This is a genomic window from Brachybacterium sp. UNK5269 (genome assembly GCF_049266655.1).
Lineage (GTDB): Bacteria > Actinomycetota > Actinomycetes > Actinomycetales > Dermabacteraceae > Brachybacterium.
This window is the reverse complement of the sequence record NZ_CP184883.1, coordinates 759,237-777,322: the sequence shown is the minus strand read 5'-3', so window position 1 is coordinate 777,322 and position 18,086 is coordinate 759,237. Positions and strand designations below refer to the sequence as shown.

Below are 18,086 nucleotides of genomic sequence, written 5' to 3'. Positions count from 1 at the left end.
CCCGGTGCGCCCCCTGACCGGACTGCCCTCCGCCCGCGCCGCGCTCCGCTCGGTCCGGGCAGCCTCGGAGACCGACCGCCCCCACTGGGCGGCCCGGCTCGAGGACGTCAAGAACAGCACCGTCGGCCGCGCCCTGCGCCGGCTCCGCTGGGAGCCGCGCCTGCAGCCCTTCCACGGCTACGGCTCCACCGAGAAGGTGCGGGTGCTGGCCAAGGTGCTCTACGCCTCCCCCGGCACCCCGGCCGACTTCCATGACCAGCCGGTGCACGACATGCGCACGATGGCGGTGCGCGGCTGGCGGAACTTCGCCAGCCAGGTGGTGCCCGACGCGACCGTCCACATCCTGCTCGGGGACCAGGAGTTCGCCGCGCGCGCGGACCGCTCCGGGATCCTGGATGCGACGCTCGAGGTCTCGCTCGCTCCCGGGCGCCATGAGGCGGTGATGTGGACCATCCCCGGCAACGAGGTGACGGCCGACATCGACGTGGTGGGTCCGGACGCCGAGATCGGCCTGGTCAGCGACATCGACGACACCGTGATGGTGACGCTGCTGCCGCGCCCGCTGCTCGCATTCTGGAACGCCTTCGTCCTGCACCAGTCCTCCCGGCAGGTGGTGCCGGGGATGCCGATGCTGTACCAGCGTCTGGCGCGTGAGCACTCGTCCCTGCCGGTGGTGTACCTGTCCACCGGCGCCTGGAACGTGTTCCCCGTGCTCAAGCGGTTCCTCTACAAGAACGGCTACCCGGACGGTCCGCTGCTGCTGACGGACTGGGGGCCCACCAACACCGGCTTCTTCCGCTCGGGCCCCGACCACAAGCACCGTTCCCTCGAGCACCTCGTCGGCGCGTTCCCGGGCCTGCGCTGGATCCTGGTCGGCGACGACGGTCAGCACGATCCCTCCATCTATGCCGACTTCGCCGACCGGCACCCCGAGCTGGTCGAGGCCGTGCTCATCCGCCAGCTCACCGAGCCCGAGCAGCTGCTCGCCCACGGCACGCGGCGTCCGCTGGAGCCGGCCGCGCCCGGTGACGTCTCCCCGCTGACGCTGCAGGCCTCCGACGGCCACGGTCTGCTGGCCGAGCTGGAGCGCACCGGGGTGGTCCCCTCATGACGGTGGATGCGCGCACGTCGCGGCGCGGCCTGGAGGCCATGCTGCGCCCGGCCCGGGCGGCGGACGTCCCCGCCCTCGTCGAGCTGGTGCAGTCCGCCTACCGCGGCGAGGGCGGCTGGACCACGGAGGCCCATCTCGTGGCCGGCTCCCGCACCGACGCCGGCGAGGTCCGCGCGATGCTCGCCGACGAGGCGGTCACGCTGCTGGTCGCGGAGCAGGGGGGCCGCGTCCTCGGCTGCTGCTACACCCGCCGCGAGCCCACCGGTCAGGGCGGGCGCGAGCGCGCCGAGCTCGGCCTGTTCGCCGTGCACCCGTCGGCCCAGTCCCGGGGCCTGGGCACCCGCCTCCTCGAGGCCCAGGCCGACCGCCTCCGCGCGGCCGGGGTGGAGGTGCTGGTGATCCAGGTGCTGCAGGGCCGCCCGGAGCTCCACGCCTGGTACCGGCGCCATGGCTTCGCGCCCACCGGGGCCCGTGTCCCCTTCGCCGGCGACGCCGATCAGCTGAAGGTCGACGGGCTCGGTATGGACGTCATGGAGCGTCCGCTGCCGGCCCTCTGACCTGGGATCGGGCCTCGGCACGGGGCCGCGCCGACTAGGCTGGCGTCATGAGCAAAGACGCCTACACCGCCGCTGTCACCCGGTATTCCCGCACCCCCTACCGCCGCGTCGGCCGGTCCGGCGTGCTGCTGCCCCCCATCTCGCTGGGCTTCTGGCAGAACTTCGGCGAGAACCGGGATCCCTGGCAGCTGCGCACCATCGTCCGCCGCGCCTTCGACCTCGGGGTGACCCACTTCGACCTGGCCAATAACTACGGACCGCCCCCCGGCAGCGCGGAGACCCATGTGGGCCGCATCCTCGAGCAGGACTTCCGCGCCCACCGCGACGAGCTCATCGTCTCCACCAAGGCCGGCTACCAGATGTGGGAGGGCCCCTACGGTGACGGCGGCTCGCGCAAGTACCTGCTGAGCTCGCTGGACCAGTCCCTCGGGCGGCTGGGCTTGGACTACGTGGACATCTTCTACCACCACCGCGAGGACCCGCACACCCCGCTCGAGGAGACCATGGGGGCGCTCGCCCATGCCGTCCGGAGCGGCCGGGCGCTGTACGCCGGGATCTCGAACTACTCCCCCGAGAAGACCCGACAGGCGGCGCGGATCCTCGCGGACCTGGGGACCCCGCTGCTCATCCACCAGCCCTCGTACTCGATGTTCAACCGGCACATCGAGAACGGTCTGCTCGAGACCGTCGACGAGCTCGGCGTGGGCCTCGCGGCCTTCTCCCCGCTGCAGCAGGGCCTGCTCACCAACCGGTACATGTACGGGGTCCCCAGCAGCTCCCGGGCGGCCGGCTCCTCCTCCTCGCTCAGCGAGCGGCAGGTCAAGGACCCCGACTACCAGACCCGGGTGCGCGGCCTGTCCGAGGTCGCCCACGCCCGCGGCCAGTCCCTGGCCCAGCTCGCCCTGGCCTGGGCGCTGCGGCATCCGCAGGTGAGCACCGCCCTGGTGGGCGCCTCCTCGGTGCACCAGCTCGAGCAGAACATCGAGACCCTCACCAACCTCGAGTTCACCGCCGAAGAGCTTGCGACGATCGACCGCTTCGCGATCGACGGCACCGCCGCGCGCTGAGCGCCCGATCCCGCCCCGCACCGGCGAGGGCCCCGGCGATCGCAGGATCACCGGGGCCCTCGTCCGAGGGGGCGGGGCTCAGCCGGTGTTCTTCAGACCGGCGGCGATCCCGTTGATGGTGGTCAGCAGCGCCCGCTGGAGCTCGGGGTCGAGCTCCTGGCCCTGCTCCTTGGCCGCCCGCACCCGCTGCAGCATCGCGACCTGCATGTAGGAGATCGGGTCCAGGTAGCGGTCGCGCACGGCCAGGGTGCGCTTGAGGATCGGCTGGTTGTCCAGCAGGCCCAGCACGCCGGTGAGCCGCTCGATCTCCGCGACCGAGAGCTCGAACTCCTCCCGGATCCGGTCGAACAGGTACCATAGGTGCTCGGGCACCAGCGAGTGGACGTAGTGCGCGGCGATCTGCATGTCCGTCTTGGCGAGGGTCATCTCGACATTGCTGATCACGGTGCGGAAGAAGTGCCAGTTGCGCAGCATGTCGTGCAGGTCCGGCTCGAGCCCGGCCTCGCGGGCCGCCTTGAGCCCGGTGCCGGCGCCGAACCAGCCGGGCACGATCTGGCGCGACTGGGTCCAGCCGAACACCCACGGGATCGCCCGCAGCCCGTCCAGGCCCTTCTCCGAGGTGGTGCGCTTCGAGGGCCGCGAGCCGATGTTCAGGTCGCCCAGCTGCTCGACCGGGGTCGAGGTCACGAAGTACTCGGGCAGGTTCTCGTCGTCCACCAGCGTGCGGTAGCGCGCGAAGGCCGCATCGGAGACGGTCTGCATGACCTCGCCGAAGTGGTCCAGCTGCCGGGCCGGGGTGCGCGGCGCGGTGTGCAGGGCCGACCCCTCGAGCACCGCGGCGAGGGACAGGTCGAGGTTCTCCCGCGCCAGCGAGGGCAGCATGTACTTGTCGGAGATGACCTCGCCCTGCTCGGTGAACTTGATCTCGCCCTCGAGCACGCCGTACGGCTGGGCCAGGATCGCGTCGTAGGTGGGGCCGCCGCCGCGGCCGACGGAGCCGCCGCGGCCGTGGAACAGCCGCAGCGTCACCCCGTGCCGGGCCGCCGCATCGCGCAGGGCGCGCTGGGCCTGGTGGATCTCCCACTGGCTGGTGATGACCCCGGCGTCCTTGTTGCCGTCCGAGTAGCCGAGCATCACCTCCTGGCGGTCCCCGCGCAGCCGCACGATCTCGCGGTAGGTGGGGTCGCTGAGCAGCTCGTCGAGGATCTCGCCGGCGCGGCGCAGCTCCCCGACCTCCTCCAGCAGCGGCACGAAGCCGATGTCGGCGCGGGTCTCCTCGGCGCCGGCGATGCGGATCAGCCCCGCCTCGCGGGCCAGCAGCGCGGCCGCCAGCACGTCGTCGGCGTCGTGGGTCATCGAGATGATGTAGGTCTCGATCACGGAGGTGCCGTAGAGGCGGTGCGCCTCCCGGATCTCGCGGAACACGTTGTAGGTGGTGCGGGTGGCGTCGTCGAGGATCGTGGTGTCCTCGGTGATGGCCGAGCCCACCAGCGGCCGACGGCTCGCCAGCTCCGCCGAGAGCACCCAGGTGCGCTCGGCGCGGCTGAGCTCGCCGTAGGGACGGTCCAGCTCCCCCACCCGGTCGAACAGCCGTGCCAGCACCTCATGGTGCTTCTCGGAGTGCTCGCGCACGTCGAGGGTGGCCAGGTTCAGGCCCGAGGCCGCCAGCACCTGCTGGGCGATCGCGAGCGCCCCGTCGGCCGCTCGGACGCCGCGGTGACGGCGCAGGGCCTCGCGCAGCACCCGGAAGTCCTCCTGCAGCTCGCCGTTGTCGCCGTAGTCCCGGCCGTGGACGTGCTCCTCGCCCGAGCGGATGCGATCGCGGGTGGCGCGCAGCTTGGCCCGCATCGTGCCGAGCTTGAGACGGTACGGCTCCTGGTCGAACAGCTCCTGCTGGGTGGCGTCGACCTCGGACTCGTGGGTGAGGTCCGCGGCGATGCTCGCCCGCAGCTCCGCATCGTCCCCGGTCAGCTCGCTGGAGACGGAGAACTCGAGGATGAGCTCGGACAGCGTCTCGATCGCGATCTCGATCGCGGCCTCCGCCTGCAGCTTCAGCACATCGCGGGTGACCTCGGCGGTCACGAAGGGGTTGCCGTCGCGGTCGCCGCCGATCCAGGAGCCGAAGCGCAGCGGCACCTGGTCGTCGCGCAGGTCCGCGCCGTGCTCGCGCAGCTCCTCGCGCAGGTCGTCGAGCATGCCCGGCATGGTCTGGCGGTAGATCTGGCGCAGGTAGTAGAGGGCGTTGCGGGCCTCGTCCTGCGGGGTGGGGCGCTGGCGGCGCAGCTCGTCGGTCTGCCAGAGCGTCTCGATCAGCTCGGCCAGGTCGCGGTCCTGACGCTTGCGCTCGGGGGTGCCCTCGACGGTCTCCTCGCCGAGCAGGTCGGAGATCCGACGCAGCTTGGTCAGCACCGCACGGCGCGAGGCCTCGGTGGGGTGCGCGGTGAAGACCAGGCGCACGTCCAGCGAGTCCACGGCCTGCTGCAGGCCCTCGGCGCCGAGCTCGGCGTGGACGGCGCGCACGGTGCGCGGCACCCAGGACTCGGCCGCGGGCCGCTCCTCCAGGGCACGGACCCGGTAGACCTGCTCGGCGGCGTTGGCCAGCAGGAAGTACTGGGTGAAGGCGCGGGTCAGCGCGGTGGCCTGCTCAAGGGGCAGTCCCGACAGGCGCTGCTGGACGTCGTGCGCGCTGGCCTCGGAGTCGGCGGACTTGGCCTCCTTGGTCAGCTTCCGCACCTGCTCGACCAGTTCGAGCAGCTCCGGACCGTGCTGATCGGCCAGCGTGCGACCCAGCAGGGTCGACAGGCGGCGCACGGTGGCCCGCAGCGGGGCGTCGATATGGGGATCGTCGCCGACGACGGGGAACTCGCTCGTCAGGGTGGGGACGACGATGGCGTCGGAATCGGGCACAGGGCCTCCTGGGAGTCGGCACGCCGCGAAGCGGCCGCCGACAGCATGCAGGGCGACCGCGTCGGCGCGGAACGAACGGGCACAGACTACAGCGAGCGGGCCGCCCCGCCCGCCGGGGGACGACCTGCGGACGAACCGATCGGAGCGCGGCCCTGTGGATGATTGGATAGCGCTGAGCGGACCCGCCGCCCAGGAGCACAGGAGGACGCAGATGCCCGGTCGTCAGGAGACGGTCCGTCTGCCGATGATTCAGCCCATCCGTCGGCCCTCGATCATCGACCAGGTCGAGCTCGAGCTGCGCAATGCGATCTACTACGGCGATCTGCGCCCGGGCGACACCATCCCCGAGGTGCAGGTCTCCAAGCAGATGGGCATCTCCCGCTCCTCGCTGCGCGAGGCCTGCCAGCGCCTGGTGCGCGACGGCCTGCTGACCCAGGTCCCCGGCCGGGGGCTGTTCGTGACCACGATGGACGCCGGCACCATGTCGGACTTCATCGACTACCGGCTCGGCATCGAGATGCAGGCCGCCTCGATCGTCGCCGAGAAGGTGGCGGCGCTGCGGGCCGACGGGGACGAGGCCGGGGCCATCGCGCTGCTGTCCCCGCTGCGCGAGAGCCTGGAGCGGATCCGTGCGGCGCTGGCGGCCGAGGAGGTGATCGAGGCGGGCAACGCCGACCTCGATCTCCATCAGCAGCTCGCCGAGATCGCGCAGAACCGCTTCCTGGTGACCGCGATGAACACGATCGTGATCCTGACCCGGATGGGCAGCTTCTCCGATCCCCGCGGGTACGGCGTGCGCGCCGACCTCACCGACACCCATGAGGCCCTGCTCGAGGCGCTCGAGCAGGGCGATGCCTCCCGGGCCCGGGCGCTGCTGCGCGAGACGCTGCGCGGGCTGGCGAGCCGTCTGCGCAGCGGGGCGGATGACCACGAGCTGGTGCGCGACCCCGACCTGCTGGAGACCGACGGCCCGGAGTGGACCGCGATCAGCGAGCAGGCACCGCCGGGCTGAGCGCACGTGCCCCGGCTCCAGGAACGGCGAAAGGCCCCTCCCCCGCGGTGTCACCGCAGGCGAGGGGCCTTCGTTCCGGCGGAGACGAGAGGATTTGAACCTCCGAGGCGATTTTGGTCGCCTACTCCCTTAGCAGGGGAGCGCATTCGGCCGCTCTGCCACGTCTCCTGGTGCCGGCTCGCGCCGGCACGCCGAGCCAGCATACGGGAGCGCGCGGGGTGCTCCAAAGCGAGGGTGCGCGGATCACGTCACACCGGGCCGGGCGAGGCTCCGAGGCCGAGCTTCTCCTGCAGCAGCGCGATGTGCTTCGGGGTACCCACGCGGTACTTCACGAAGGTGAGGATCCCCTCCGCGTCGATCGCGAAGCTCGAGCGGATGGTCCCCTCGACGATCCGGCCGTACATGTTCTTCTCGCCCCAGGCGCCGTAGGCCTCCATCACCTCATGGGACTCGTCCGCGGCGAGGGTGTACGGGAGGTCCTGTTCGGCGATGAAGCGGTCGAGCTCGGGCAGCGGATCCGGGGAGATGCCCACCACCCGGTATCCCGCATCGACGAACATCTGGTGGTGGTCGCGCAGGTCGCAGGCCTGCTTCGTGCACAGCGAGGTGTTCGCCGCCGGGTAGAACCACAGCAGCGCCGGGGCGCCGCGCAGGGAGTCGAGGCTCACCCGGCCGCCGCCGGCGGTGGGCAGGTCGAGGGCGGGGGCGGCCTCGCCCACGGTGAGCTTCACGGGTGCGGACGGCATGTCTCTCCTGGTGATGGCGGTGGTCGGCGTCCCAGCCTAGCGCCGCCGACCACGGCTCCCACCAGGGCGCAGGTAGGTCTCCCGGAACCGGCGCTCGGCATGCCGGTCCCCGAGCAGGAGCAGGGTGTCCGCGGCGCTGGGGATCGACTCGGCGTCCTCGACGAGGGTGCCGTCAGCGCTCGCCACCGCGACGATGTGGCAGCCGGTGCGGCGGTGCACCTCCTCGTCGCGCAGCGCGCGCCGCACCAGCGAGGCGGGCCGCGGGACCAGGAACAGCTCGTTGCCCTCGGCGACCAGCACCCGATGGCTGAGCCCGGCATGGTTCCACAGGTCGGTGGCGCCGATGGTGGCGTAGGACAGCACCCCGTCGGCGCCCGCCCGGTAGAGCGTGGCGACGTTGCGCTCGTAGGTCGCGCGGGCGACGATCTGCAGCTCCGGGCGCAGCCGCCGGCAGAACAGGGTGAGGTAGACGTTCAGGTCGTCGTCGCGCGGGGTGACCAGCACGGCGGAGGCGTTCTCGAGCCCGGCGCGGCGCAGGATCCGCTGGTCGGCGGCGTCGCCCTGGACGACCACGTAGCTCGCGGTCCCCTCGAGCACCGAGTAGGAGTGCTCGACCCGTCCCGGCAGCAGCTCGACGATCGTGTTGGGCACGCCCTGCTCGCTGAGGGCCCGGGAGGCCGCCCGCCCCACCCGGCCGCCGCCCAGGACCACCACCGGCTCCTCGAGCGTCCCCGGCGCCTGGAAGCGCCGGTCGTACTCCGCGAGGGCGTCGGAGCGGCCCGCCAGGACCAGCACGGTGGACTCGGTGATCCGCAGCTCGGGCGTCATCGGCCGCAGTCGGCCCGTGCGCAGGATGGCGAGGATGCGCACGCCGCTGGGCAGCGCCGCCGTCGCCTCCTCGAGCGCGGTCCCCACCAGCGGGGTCCCGCGGGCGGAGGCCTCGGCGATGACGGTCTGCCCGAAGCTGCCGATCCGGTGCACCCGGCCGGTGGAGCCGAGCACCCGGGAGGCCATCTCCCGGCCCAGCACGGCGCCCAGCTCGAGCACGTGGCCGGCGCCGGCCAGGCTCAGCACGTCCACGGAGGCGGGCTTGCTCGCGGTGACCGCGATGGGCACCTCGGCGCAGGCCTGCCGCACGGTGAAGGCGACGTTGGTGTTGGCGGTGTCCGAGAGGGTGGAGACGACCATCCGGGCCCGCTCCGCGCCGGCGTTGCGGTAGGTGGCGGCGGAGTCCAGCGGACCGACCACCACCTGGCGTCCCTGGTCGTGCAGCTCCCCGGCGAGCGCGGCGTCCTCGAGCACCACCACCGCGGGCACCCGCGAGCGCTCCGCCCGGGCGGCGAAGGCCTGGGTCACGGCGTCGGAGCCCACCAGCAGCACGTGGTCGCGCAGCTGCTGCGGCACCCTCCGCGGCGTGCGGGCGGCGCGGCGCCGGTCGAGCCAGGGGGTGACGACGTACTGGATGACGAAGAAGGGCAGCAGCACCAGCATGTAGACGACCCCGCTGAGCAGCACCCACAGCGAGAACAGGCGGCCGAGGTCGGTGGAGAAGGTGATGTCGCCGTAGCCGAGGGTCGACATGGTGGTGATGGTCCAGTACACCGCGCTCACCCAGGAGTGGTCGCCGTCCTCGTGGGCCATCAGGAGCATGAACAGCGAGGAGTAGACCAGGACCATCGCCAGGCCGAAGGCCCCGATCACCATCCCGGACCGCGATCGGCGGCCGGCGACGGGGCGCTCCCGGCGTCGGCGCTCACCTGCAGGCAGGTCCATGGGTGTCCTCTCCACGTCGGTCCGGGGGTCCCGGCTCCCCCGACGGAAGACTAGGCCTCCCCGGGGCGCCGCAGCGCCCCGGCGAGCGCCGCCGAGCCGTACGACGCGTCACGTCGGGCCCGGGGCCCCTTGTCGGGTCAGCCGGCCTCCGGCCCGTTCTGCCAGGCGTGCGCGACCAGCTCGCGCAGCACGTCCTCGTCGATGTCCTCGAGCTTCCTCACCCACACGCAGCCCACGCCGCGGCGGTGCTTCCCGAGCCGGTCCAGCAGCTCCTCGGAGCGCGGAAACCCCTGGAGGCCGTAGAGGGCGAGGTCGGCCGTGCGGGGGCTGAAGCCGAGCTGGAAGGTGTCGCCCTCGCGGCCGGTCGCGTACCGGTAGTGCACCTGTCCGTAGCCGATCATGGACGGACCCCACATGGTCGCCGGCTCCCCGGTGACGGCGCCGAACATCTCCAGCAGCGCGGTCCCCTCGCGTCGGCGCCGCGCGTCGAGCGTGGCGACGTAGTCGGCCGGGTCGACCTCGGTGGCGTGGGTCCTGATGTCCCCCGCGGACTCCCCCGTGTGCCCGGCGGTGATCTCGTCGCGGCGCTGCTCGGGCGGGGGCGGGTGCTGCATCGAGGCGCCGTGCTGCTCGAGCGCCGCCTGCAGGCGGCGTCCGGCGGCGGGGCCGACGCCGTGCAGCTGGCCGAGCTCGCTCCAGTCCTGCCCGGCGAGGTCACCCACGGTGTGCAGCCCCTGATGGGCCAGGGCGCGGGCGGCGGGCCGTCCGATGCCCGGAACCTCGCCGACGGGGGTGCTCAGCTCGCTCATGCAGGGAGCGTAGTGGAACCCGCCCAGCCTCGTGGAAAGGGCTTCCCAGACGGCGTCGTCTGTGCCAACGTAGGGGATGATCCATGACGGGTGACCCCGGGGGCCGACGACGTCCCCCACCCGTCCGAACGGAGAGCTCCATGACCCTGCGCACCGACTCCCTCGAGGCGAGCATCCGCTACGACGGCCCTGTCCGCTCCCTGCAGCTCACGGCCGCCGATCCCGCGGCCTTGGCGCCCTTCGACGGCGAGGCGTCCCTCGCGGGCGAGCGCCACCTGCTGAGCTGCGCACTGTCCACCACCAACGCGAAGGCGCTGCAGGAGGCCTTCCCGGTCCTGCGCCCGCAGCTGATCAGCCCCCACCGCACCTCCCTGGGCACCGGCGACCGCACGGGTCTGGCCACCCCGGGCCAGGCGCGCGCCTTCGGCGAGCACGGCACCGGGGTGATGCCGGTCCTGGCCCAGCAGTCGATCCGGGAGATGGACCGCCTGGGCCGCAGCGCCCGCAGCGTCATGGACGATGCGGTGTTCGGCCTGGTCGAGGCAGGCTGGAGCAGCGGCTTCGGCGCCGACTGCGACCACATCAAGTCCACCGAGGGCATCGACCGCGGACTCGAGGCCGGCTTCGTGATGTTCACCCTCGACCCGGGCGACATGGTCGCCGACGTCACCGGCGGGGTCACCGCGGCCGACGCCGAGGCGCTGCCCTGGGACCACCTCGAGGACACCCTCGAGGACGTGCGCGCGCGCTACGTCGGGATGGTGCTGGACGTCGGCCACACGCAGATCGAGGTCACCGAGCAGGACGTGCTCACCGCCGCGGTGAAGTACGGGCGCGCCGTCGTCGAGGCGATCCGGCTGTACCGCCACGCCACCGAGAACGCCCGGCACGAGATCGAGATCGAGTTCGCGGTGGACGAGACGGCCTGGCTGACCACCTTCTTCGAGCACTTCTACCTGGCCTCCGAGCTGCGCCGGCTGGGGGCGTCCTGGTTCTCCTTCGCCCCGCGCTACGTCGACGGCTTCGAGAAGGGACTGGACTTCCTCGGGGACGCCGAGGAGCTGCGGGAGAACCTCGAGGCCCACCACGCGATCTCCGAGCAGTTCGGCGGCTACCGGATCTCCCTGCACTCGGGCTCGGACAAGTTCTCGATCTATCCGCTGTGCGTCGAGGCCACCCAGGGTCATGTGCACCTGAAGACCTCCGGCACCAGCTACCTGTGCGGGATCGAGGTGGTGGCCGCCCATGATCCCGAGCTGTTCGCGGCGATCTGGGACATCTCCCGCGCCTCCTACGTCCGGGCCCGCGCCAGCTACCAGGTCTCGGCCCAGGCCGATCGCACCCCGACCTCGCTGAGCGGGGTGGACCTCGCGGAGCTGATCAGCTCCTCCGACGCCCGCCAGATCCTGCACGTCGGCTACGGCGACTCGCTGAACGGGACGGACCCCGCCGGGGCCCCGATCCGCGACCGCTTCCTCGAGGTCGTCACCCGGCACCAGGGCCTGCACACCGATCTGCTGGCCGCCCACATCGGCCGCCACATCGCCCCCTTCGCGAGCGTCCCGGTCGGCGGCTGACCGGCGCGGGGGACGTCCCGGCCGTGCCAGGATGGGCGGCCGGACGACGGGAGGACCGCAGATGCTGGGTGCGCTGATCGGAGCCGGGTTCTGGTGGGCCCTCTACCTGCTGGCCTACCGCCGGGACCGGCGGCGGGTGCGCAACGGCGTGCTGCTGCTGCTGGCCCTGCACGCGACGCTGACGCTGCAGGTCCGCTTCGTCGAGACGGTGATGCCCTTCGGGGAGCTGATGGTGTGGCTGGGGACCGTGATGGTGCTGCTGGGCACCCTCGTGCTCGCGGTCCTGCTGATCCTCAACGGCATCACCGTGGTCCGCAAGGAGGGGCGCTCGCTGGGGAACCTGCTCTCGGGCCTGGCCGGTCTGGCGCTGCTCGCGGCGCCGGCGACCGCGGTCGTGCTGGGTCTGTCCGGCAGCCGGTGGGGCCTCGCGCTGGGCGCCCTGATCGCGGCGGTGGCGCTGTACCTGGGCCTCGCCTTCCTGGTCTTCCTGGCCGCCTCGGTGCCCTATCAGCTGTTCCCGAAGCCGCTGCGGAGCACGGGGATCATCGTGCACGGCTCGGGCCTGGTGAGGGGCCGGGTCCCGAAGCTGCTGCGGTCGCGGCTGGATCGGGCGGTGCGCGAGCGGGAGCGCCTGCTGGCCGAGGGCATCGATCCGGTGCTGGTCCCCTCGGGCGGCCGCGGCGAGGACGAGCCCCGCGCGGAGGCGGAGGCGATGGCCGAGTACCTGCGCGAGGAGCGGTCGGTCCCCGCGGACCGGGTGCTGCCCGAGACCGCCTCCCGCACCACCGAGGAGAACCTGATCCTCTCCCACCGACTGCTCGAGGAGGCCGGGCACCAGGGCCCCTTCATCGTCGCCACCAGCCGCTACCACGCCTTCCGGGCGGCGCTGCTGGCGCGGAGCCTGGGCTTCGCGGACGAGGCGATCGGCGGGCCCACGACGTTCTACTTCGTCCCCAGCGCCACCCTGCGGGAGTTCGTGGCGGTGGTCTCCTACCGCAAGGGATGGAACGCCCTGCTCCTGCTGCCGGCGCTGGTGCTGGTGACGGCGCTGGCCCTGTCGCTGCCGACGGCCTGAGCCGGCGACCGCCCCGCGCCCGGCCTCAGTCGCGCTCGTCGAGGGCGCGGAGTCCGCGCCAGGCGGCCGGGATCAGCAGCGCGGCCAGCGCGGCCTTGACCAGGCCGCCGGGGATGAACGGCCACACCCCGGCCGCGAGCACCGCGCCGAGGCCCATCTCGGCGCCCATCACGGCGTTCAGGATCATGGCGAGGTAGGGCACGCCCAGCAGGAACGGGACCGCGCTGGCGGCGACGAAGCCGAGAAGGGCCAGCACCGGCCGCCGGTCCCAGGCGCGCTCGGCGAACCAGCCGGCCACGAAGGCGGCGGGGACGAAGCCGAGCACGAAGCCGAAGCTCGGGGACAGCACCGAGGCGGGGCCGCCGCTGAGCTCGGCGAAGATCGGGGCACCGGCGAGTCCGGCGAGCAGGTAGGCGAGCATGGCGGTGGCGCCGCGGCGGGAGCCGAGCGTCGCGCCCACCAGGATCACCCCGAGGGTCTGCCCGGTGATCGGCACCAGCGGCAGCGGGATGGTGACCTGGGCGAGCACGGCTACCACCAGGGCGCCGGCGAGGACCAGACCCGCATCGCGCAGACCGGAGCGGTGCGAGGCCAGGGCATCGGCCAGGACGGGACGGCGGGCCGGGACGGCGATCGCGGACATCGGACTCCTCGGGTTATGGGGAAGCGGACAGCGTAGGACACCTTACGACCGCGCGCGCCGGTGGGCCTCCGGCGCTCACGCGCGCGCGATGAGCCCCAGGTCGGTGCGCACCCACCAGGCGCCGCTGTCCCGACGCTCCGCGGGCGTGGCGTACCGGTACCGGAAGTACCGCACCCGGATCCCCGTCGGCGCCGCCCCGTCGAAGGGGTCGTGGGCCAGCAGCCGGCGCACCCCCGGATCGCCGTCGCGCAGCGCCTGCAGCAGCGCCACGAACCAGTCCTGGGCCCCGGGACGCAGGGCCAGGAACCACATCTGCCAGTCCAGTCGCAGATGGTAGGGGGCGAACTGGCGGGAGCGGCGCCGCACGTCGCCGGGCTTGCCGGGGAACTCGTAGGGGTGCCAGGCGTCGTCGGCGGCCGTGAGCGGATCAGGCGCCAGCGTGCCCTCGATGACCACCTCGTAGCGGTGCCGGGTCATGGAGCCGAAGGCGCCGTAGGCGTTGACCAGGTGGAAGCGGTTGAAGCTCGCGTTCATCAGCTGCTGGGAGGAGAACAGGTTCTTCAGCGGCTTCCCGCTGAGCGCCACCAGGAAAGCGAAGACGGCGAGGATCAGCAGCTGCCACCACAGCGGCGAGGCGCCGTCGATCGCCGGCGGGACCTCGCCGACCAGCGGCCAGCGCTCCCAGCCCCAGCCGGGCCAGGGCCCGCCGACCAGCCAGTGCAGGACGGGGTCGCTGAGCGCGGAGCAGGCCACCAGGATCGTCAGCCAGTTGAGCCAGGCGTAGTTCCCGGTGAGCACCAGAAACAGCTGGGTGAGGATCACCGTCAGCGCCCCGATCGAGGCGAAGGGCTGGGGCAGCAGGATCAGCCAGATCGTGCCGAGCTGGACCGCATGCGAGCCGAGCACCTCGAGGCGATGCCACCAGCGGGGCGCGAGGTGGGCGAGGCGGCTGAGCGGGCCCGGCATCGGCTGGGTCTGGTGGTGGTGGTCCATCGCGGTGAGGTCCAGCCAGGCGGTGTCGCCGCGCAGCTTGATCATCCCGGCGCCGAACTCGAGCCGCAGCAGCATCCAGCGCAGGAACAGCATCATCAGCAACGGCGGGGCGACCGCCTGGGAGCCGAGGAAGCCCACCAGGAAGCCGCACTCCAGCAGCATCGACTCCCATCCGTAGCCGTAGAAGATGCGGCCGACGGAGTGGATCGACAGGTACAGCCCCCACATCGCCAGGAACACCGGGATCGTGGCCCAGGCGGGCCCCTGCTGCGGCAGGCCCACCACCACCGAGACGCCCAGCAGGATGCCCGCCAGGCACATCAGCCGCAGCAGCCGGTCGCTGTAGGGGGTCGCTCGCCAGCGGAAGATGGTCGGCCCCACGTAGTCCCCGGCGCGCTCGAGGTACTCGGGCGTCGGCAGCAGGCCCCGTTCCCCCAGCAGCACCGGGAACTGGCGGTGGGTGGAGGCGAAGGCGAGCACGAACACGGCGGCGACTCCGCGCTGGATCACCTCCCGCGCGATCTCGTAGTCGTGCGCATCGCCCAGGGCGATCCAGCTCATGACGTCCATCGCCGTCACCTCCGGGCTCCATGATCACCCCGATCGGCCGCCCGGCACAGGCCTCAGGGCAGCAGCGCGATGAGCGCCTGCCCCGCCCACGCCGTGCAGGCCCCCAGCACCAGGGCGAAGCTGAGGATCCACATCCACCCCGGCAGCGGCGTCAGCTCGGCGAGCTGGCCGGGGTCGTCGGCGCGCCCGCCGCGCCGGCTCACCGCCCCGAGGTGCCGCCAGGCGCCCAGCAGCAGGAACACCCCGCCGGCCAGGGTGAGCAGCGCGCACAGCGCCGGGCTCCCCCACCACCACAGGGCGCCGACGGCGGCGGCGGTGACGATCACGGTCGCCGCCGTGTGCCAGGACCGGCTGAAGAGCAGGGCGAGGACCAGCACCGCCAGCGCAACGAACAGGGCCGTGCGCGCCCAGCCGTGCAGCGCGATCTGCACCAGGGCGGCGCCCAGCAGCGCCGGCGCCGGGTAGCCGGCCCAGGTCGATGCCACCCGCCCCGGGCCGCGGCGGGGCCCGACGGTGACGGCGTGGCCCGACATGTCGGCGCTGACCACGAAGCCGGTGAAGCGTCGGCCCACCAGGATCCCGACCCCGGCGTGACCGAGCTCGTGGACGATCGTCACGGCCAGTCGGGCGCGGCGCCACAGCGGCCCCGGCACGACCGCCGCGAGGGCCGCGGCGAGCGCGAGCACCAGCCACCAGCCCGGGTCGGGGGCGGCGCCCGGGGTGATGCGGTCCCACACCGTGCGGCCGAGGGTCTGCAGATCCATCCCCTCATGGTGACAGCCCCGCGGCGCGCCGACCGGCGGGCGCGGGGCGTCCCGCGCCCGTGCCAGACTGTCCCGGACCGTCGACGACGACACGAAGGACCAGGTGGCACCGCATGCCGGAGATCGACCCCGCTCTCGCCCACTGGATCACCGCTCCAGGCGAGGATCCCCAGAACCCGCTGCTGCGGCTGGCCCTGGATCTGCCCGCCCCGCCCGTGTCGGCCCAGCTGCTGGTGACCGGTCTGGGCACCTTCCGCGCGCACGTCAACGGCAGCGAGGTGAGCGACGGGCGCCTGGACCCCGGCCTGACCGACGCGCGGGCCCGGGTGCAGGTCTGCACGGCCGACGTCTCCTCCCTGCTGGTGCGGGGCCCGAACGTGCTGGGCATCGAGCTGGGCCGCGGCTTCCACGCGATGACCACGCCCAACGAATGGCTCTGGCATCGGGCGCCCTGGCGCGGTCCGGTGCGGGCCTGGGCGCGGCTGCGGGTCGACCTCGCCGACGGCACCACCACCGCCTTCGCCACCGGCCGGGGCTGGCGCACCCGGCCCGGACCGATCACGTTCGACTCGATGTACGAGGGCGAGACCTTCGCCCCGACCGAGGATCCGGGCGCCTGGCTGCTGCCCGGCTACGACGACTCCGACTGGGAGGCGGTGCTCGTGGACCGTCCCGGGAGCGGCGCGCGGCGGGGCGAGCGCGCCCCCGAGCCGCTGCTGCAGCCCCAGGTGCAGGAGCCGGTGGTGGTCCGCGAGGAGCTCGTGCCCGCCGTGGTCTCCGCCTCCCCCGAGCGGATCGTGCTGGACCTGGGCCGAGTGGTGTCCGGCTGGTGCCGCTACCGGCTGAGGGCCGAGGTCGGCGCCCAGGCACCGCCGCTCGAGGTCGTCGCCCGCCACGGGGAGAAGCTGCGCGCCGACGGCACCGTCGACGACGACAACGTGCACATCTGGACCGACCGCTTCCAGCAGGACCGGGTGCGCCTGGAGCCGTCCTTCGCGCGCTCCTTCGCGCCGCGGCACAGCTACAAGGGCTTCCGCTACGTGCAGCTCGAGCGCGTCCGCGGGAGCCTGTCCGATCTCGAGGTGACCGGGGTGCTCGCGCATGCGGATCTGCGCCCGGTCAGCTCGCTGCGCTGCTCGGACCCGTATCTCGAGCGCTTCGACGCCGCGATGCGCGCCTCGCTCGCCAACAACATGCACCACGTCCCCACCGACACCCCGATGCACGAGAAGAACGGCTGGACCGGGGATGCGGTGACCGCGCTGGCGGCGATGACCACCAGCTTCGACATGCGGCGGATGCTGCGCAAATGGCTCGTCGACCAGGTCGACGGGCAGCGTGCGGACGGCTCGCTGTCGGTGATCGCCCCGAACCCCGGCTGGGGCTACGAGGAGCTCTCCCCGGCTCCCGAGTGGACCACGCTGCTGCCGGTGCTGCTCGACGAGCTGGCCACCGAGTACGGCGAGGTGGAGCTGGTGGGCGAGCACGCGCCGGCGGCGGCCGCCTACCTGGAGTACGAGCTGGGACGGCGTGACGAGGACGGGCTGATCTCCGGCGTGCTCGGGGACTACCTCACCCCCGGCAGTCCCGGCCCCGCCCCGGAGGACAAGCGCCTGACCGGGACGCTGTTCGTGGCGCGGGCCCTGCGCGCCCTCGCCCATGCCCTGGACCTCGCACGGGTCGACGGGGCGGGACCGTGGGGCGCGGCCGAGGAGCTGCGGACCGACGCCGCCGCCCTCGAGCAGGCGGTCAACGCGCTCTTCCTGGACATCGATCGGGGGATGTACCTCGACCCCGGGACGGAGAGCTATCGGCAGACCAGCAACCTGCTGCCGCTGGCCTTCGGGGTGGTCCCGCCCGAGCACGTTCCCGCCGTGGTCGAGAACCTGGTCGCCGCGATCATCGCCGCCGGCGAGCACCACGACTGCGGCCACATCGGGGTGCGCCACCTGCTGCCGGTGCTCTCGGAGCACGGCCACGGCGCCCTCGCCCTGCGGGTGCTGGCCGCCCCGACGGCGCCGGGCTGGCGGGCCTGGCTCGAGGCGGGGAACTCGACGTTCATGGAGATGTGGGAGAACCCCCGCTCCTGCTCGCACTACTTCATGGGCACCCCGGTGACCTGGATCCACGAGCATGTGGCGGGCCTGCGACGGGGTCCCGACGGCTGGCAGGAGTTCCGCCTCCAGCCCGACCCGGAGGTCCCCGTCGACCGCATCGCCTTCTCCCGCCTCACCGACCACGGCGAGATCGCGCTCGCGGTGGACCGTCGCGAGCGCACCGTGCGCCTCGCGGTGCCGGAGGGCTCCCGGGCGCAGGTCGTGCTCCCGGGCCGGGAGCTGCTGCTCGAGGCCGGAGAGCACACCGTCAGCTGGTGAGCTCCCCGGCCTCCGTCCCCGACACGGACGACGCCCGCCGCATCCGGCCGGGGCCGGACACGACGGGCGTCGTGGTCGTGACCGGGATCCGAGGACGGACCCAGCGG

The 18,086-nt window shown here is 73.0% G+C and carries 14 protein-coding genes and 1 tRNA gene; 7 read left to right on the top strand and 8 right to left on the bottom strand.

All coding sequences use genetic code 11. The features are described from left to right. The first annotated feature begins 4 nt into the window (after nt 1–4). Genes ACOJUI_RS03535 through ACOJUI_RS03525 form a run of 3 tightly spaced genes read left to right on the top strand, consistent with a single transcriptional unit; the run spans nt 5 to nt 2,735 of the window. On the top strand, nt 5–1,111 hold the full coding sequence (locus ACOJUI_RS03535; RefSeq protein ID WP_422116722.1) for an App1 family protein: 1,107 nt from the start codon (nt 5–7) through the stop codon (nt 1,109–1,111). 2 nt (nt 1,112–1,113) lie between these two features. Continuing rightward, entirely contained in the window at nt 1,114–1,668 is a 555-nt protein-coding gene (locus ACOJUI_RS03530; protein ID WP_422116721.1) for a GNAT family N-acetyltransferase, read from the top strand. Between the two features lie 47 nt (nt 1,669–1,715). Beyond that, nucleotides 1,716–2,735 (top strand): aldo/keto reductase, encoded by a 1,020-nt coding sequence (locus ACOJUI_RS03525; protein ID WP_422116720.1) that lies wholly within the window; start codon nt 1,716–1,718, stop codon nt 2,733–2,735. A gap of 78 nt (nt 2,736–2,813) precedes the next feature. Here ACOJUI_RS03525 and ppc read toward each other — a convergent pair whose 3' ends face one another. Continuing rightward, nucleotides 2,814–5,642 (bottom strand): phosphoenolpyruvate carboxylase, encoded by a 2,829-nt coding sequence (gene ppc, locus ACOJUI_RS03520; RefSeq protein ID WP_422116719.1) that lies wholly within the window; start codon nt 5,640–5,642, stop codon nt 2,814–2,816. 244 nt (nt 5,643–5,886) lie between these two features. Here ppc and ACOJUI_RS03515 point away from each other — a divergent pair, with 244 nt between their 5' ends. Continuing rightward, nucleotides 5,887–6,654, top strand: coding sequence for a GntR family transcriptional regulator (locus ACOJUI_RS03515; RefSeq protein WP_422116718.1), 768 nt, complete (start codon nt 5,887–5,889; stop codon nt 6,652–6,654). Between the two features lie 79 nt (nt 6,655–6,733). Here ACOJUI_RS03515 and ACOJUI_RS03510 read toward each other — a convergent pair. The 4 genes from ACOJUI_RS03510 to ACOJUI_RS03495 all read right to left on the bottom strand — a co-directional run bounded on the left by ACOJUI_RS03510 (nt 6,734) and on the right by ACOJUI_RS03495 (nt 9,982). Further along, nucleotides 6,734–6,822 (bottom strand) — tRNA-Ser (locus ACOJUI_RS03510). Between the two features lie 80 nt (nt 6,823–6,902). Next, nucleotides 6,903–7,400, bottom strand: coding sequence for a peroxiredoxin (locus ACOJUI_RS03505; RefSeq protein WP_422116717.1), 498 nt, complete (start codon nt 7,398–7,400; stop codon nt 6,903–6,905). A gap of 36 nt (nt 7,401–7,436) precedes the next feature. After that, nucleotides 7,437–9,173, bottom strand: a complete 1,737-nt coding sequence (locus ACOJUI_RS03500) for a potassium channel family protein (protein ID WP_422116716.1) — start codon at nt 9,171–9,173, stop codon at nt 7,437–7,439. A 137-nt stretch (nt 9,174–9,310) separates the two neighbouring features. After that, the gene (locus ACOJUI_RS03495; protein WP_422116715.1) at nt 9,311–9,982 is read right to left on the bottom strand and encodes a DUF1801 domain-containing protein; all 672 of its coding nucleotides are present in this window, start codon (nt 9,980–9,982) and stop codon (nt 9,311–9,313) included. A gap of 140 nt (nt 9,983–10,122) precedes the next feature. Between ACOJUI_RS03495 and ACOJUI_RS03490 the strand changes: the two genes are divergently transcribed. Together ACOJUI_RS03490 and ACOJUI_RS03485 are read left to right on the top strand one after the other, a co-directional pair. Next, nucleotides 10,123–11,559, top strand: a complete 1,437-nt coding sequence (locus ACOJUI_RS03490) for a tagaturonate epimerase family protein (RefSeq protein WP_422116714.1) — start codon at nt 10,123–10,125, stop codon at nt 11,557–11,559. A 61-nt stretch (nt 11,560–11,620) separates the two neighbouring features. After that, entirely contained in the window at nt 11,621–12,634 is a 1,014-nt protein-coding gene (locus ACOJUI_RS03485) for a YdcF family protein (protein WP_422116713.1), read from the top strand. A gap of 25 nt (nt 12,635–12,659) precedes the next feature. On the opposite strand, the gene ACOJUI_RS03480 is transcribed toward ACOJUI_RS03485, so the two are convergent. The 3 genes from ACOJUI_RS03480 to ACOJUI_RS03470 all read right to left on the bottom strand — a co-directional run bounded on the left by ACOJUI_RS03480 (nt 12,660) and on the right by ACOJUI_RS03470 (nt 15,604). After that, nucleotides 12,660–13,277, bottom strand: a complete 618-nt coding sequence (locus tag ACOJUI_RS03480; RefSeq protein ID WP_422116712.1) for a biotin transporter BioY — start codon at nt 13,275–13,277, stop codon at nt 12,660–12,662. Between the two features lie 75 nt (nt 13,278–13,352). Further along, nucleotides 13,353–14,840, bottom strand: coding sequence for a lipase maturation factor family protein (locus ACOJUI_RS03475; protein ID WP_422116711.1), 1,488 nt, complete (start codon nt 14,838–14,840; stop codon nt 13,353–13,355). Nucleotides 14,841–14,893: 53 nt separating this feature from the next. Then, entirely contained in the window at nt 14,894–15,604 is a 711-nt protein-coding gene (locus tag ACOJUI_RS03470) for a M50 family metallopeptidase (RefSeq protein WP_422116710.1), read from the bottom strand. Nucleotides 15,605–15,717: 113 nt separating this feature from the next. Between ACOJUI_RS03470 and ACOJUI_RS03465 the strand changes: the two genes are divergently transcribed. Beyond that, nucleotides 15,718–17,979 carry a family 78 glycoside hydrolase catalytic domain gene (locus ACOJUI_RS03465; protein WP_422116709.1) on the top strand — a complete coding sequence of 754 codons (2,262 nt, stop codon included), beginning with the start codon at nt 15,718–15,720 and terminating at the stop codon, nt 17,977–17,979. Nucleotides 17,980–18,086: the final 107 nt, after the last annotated feature.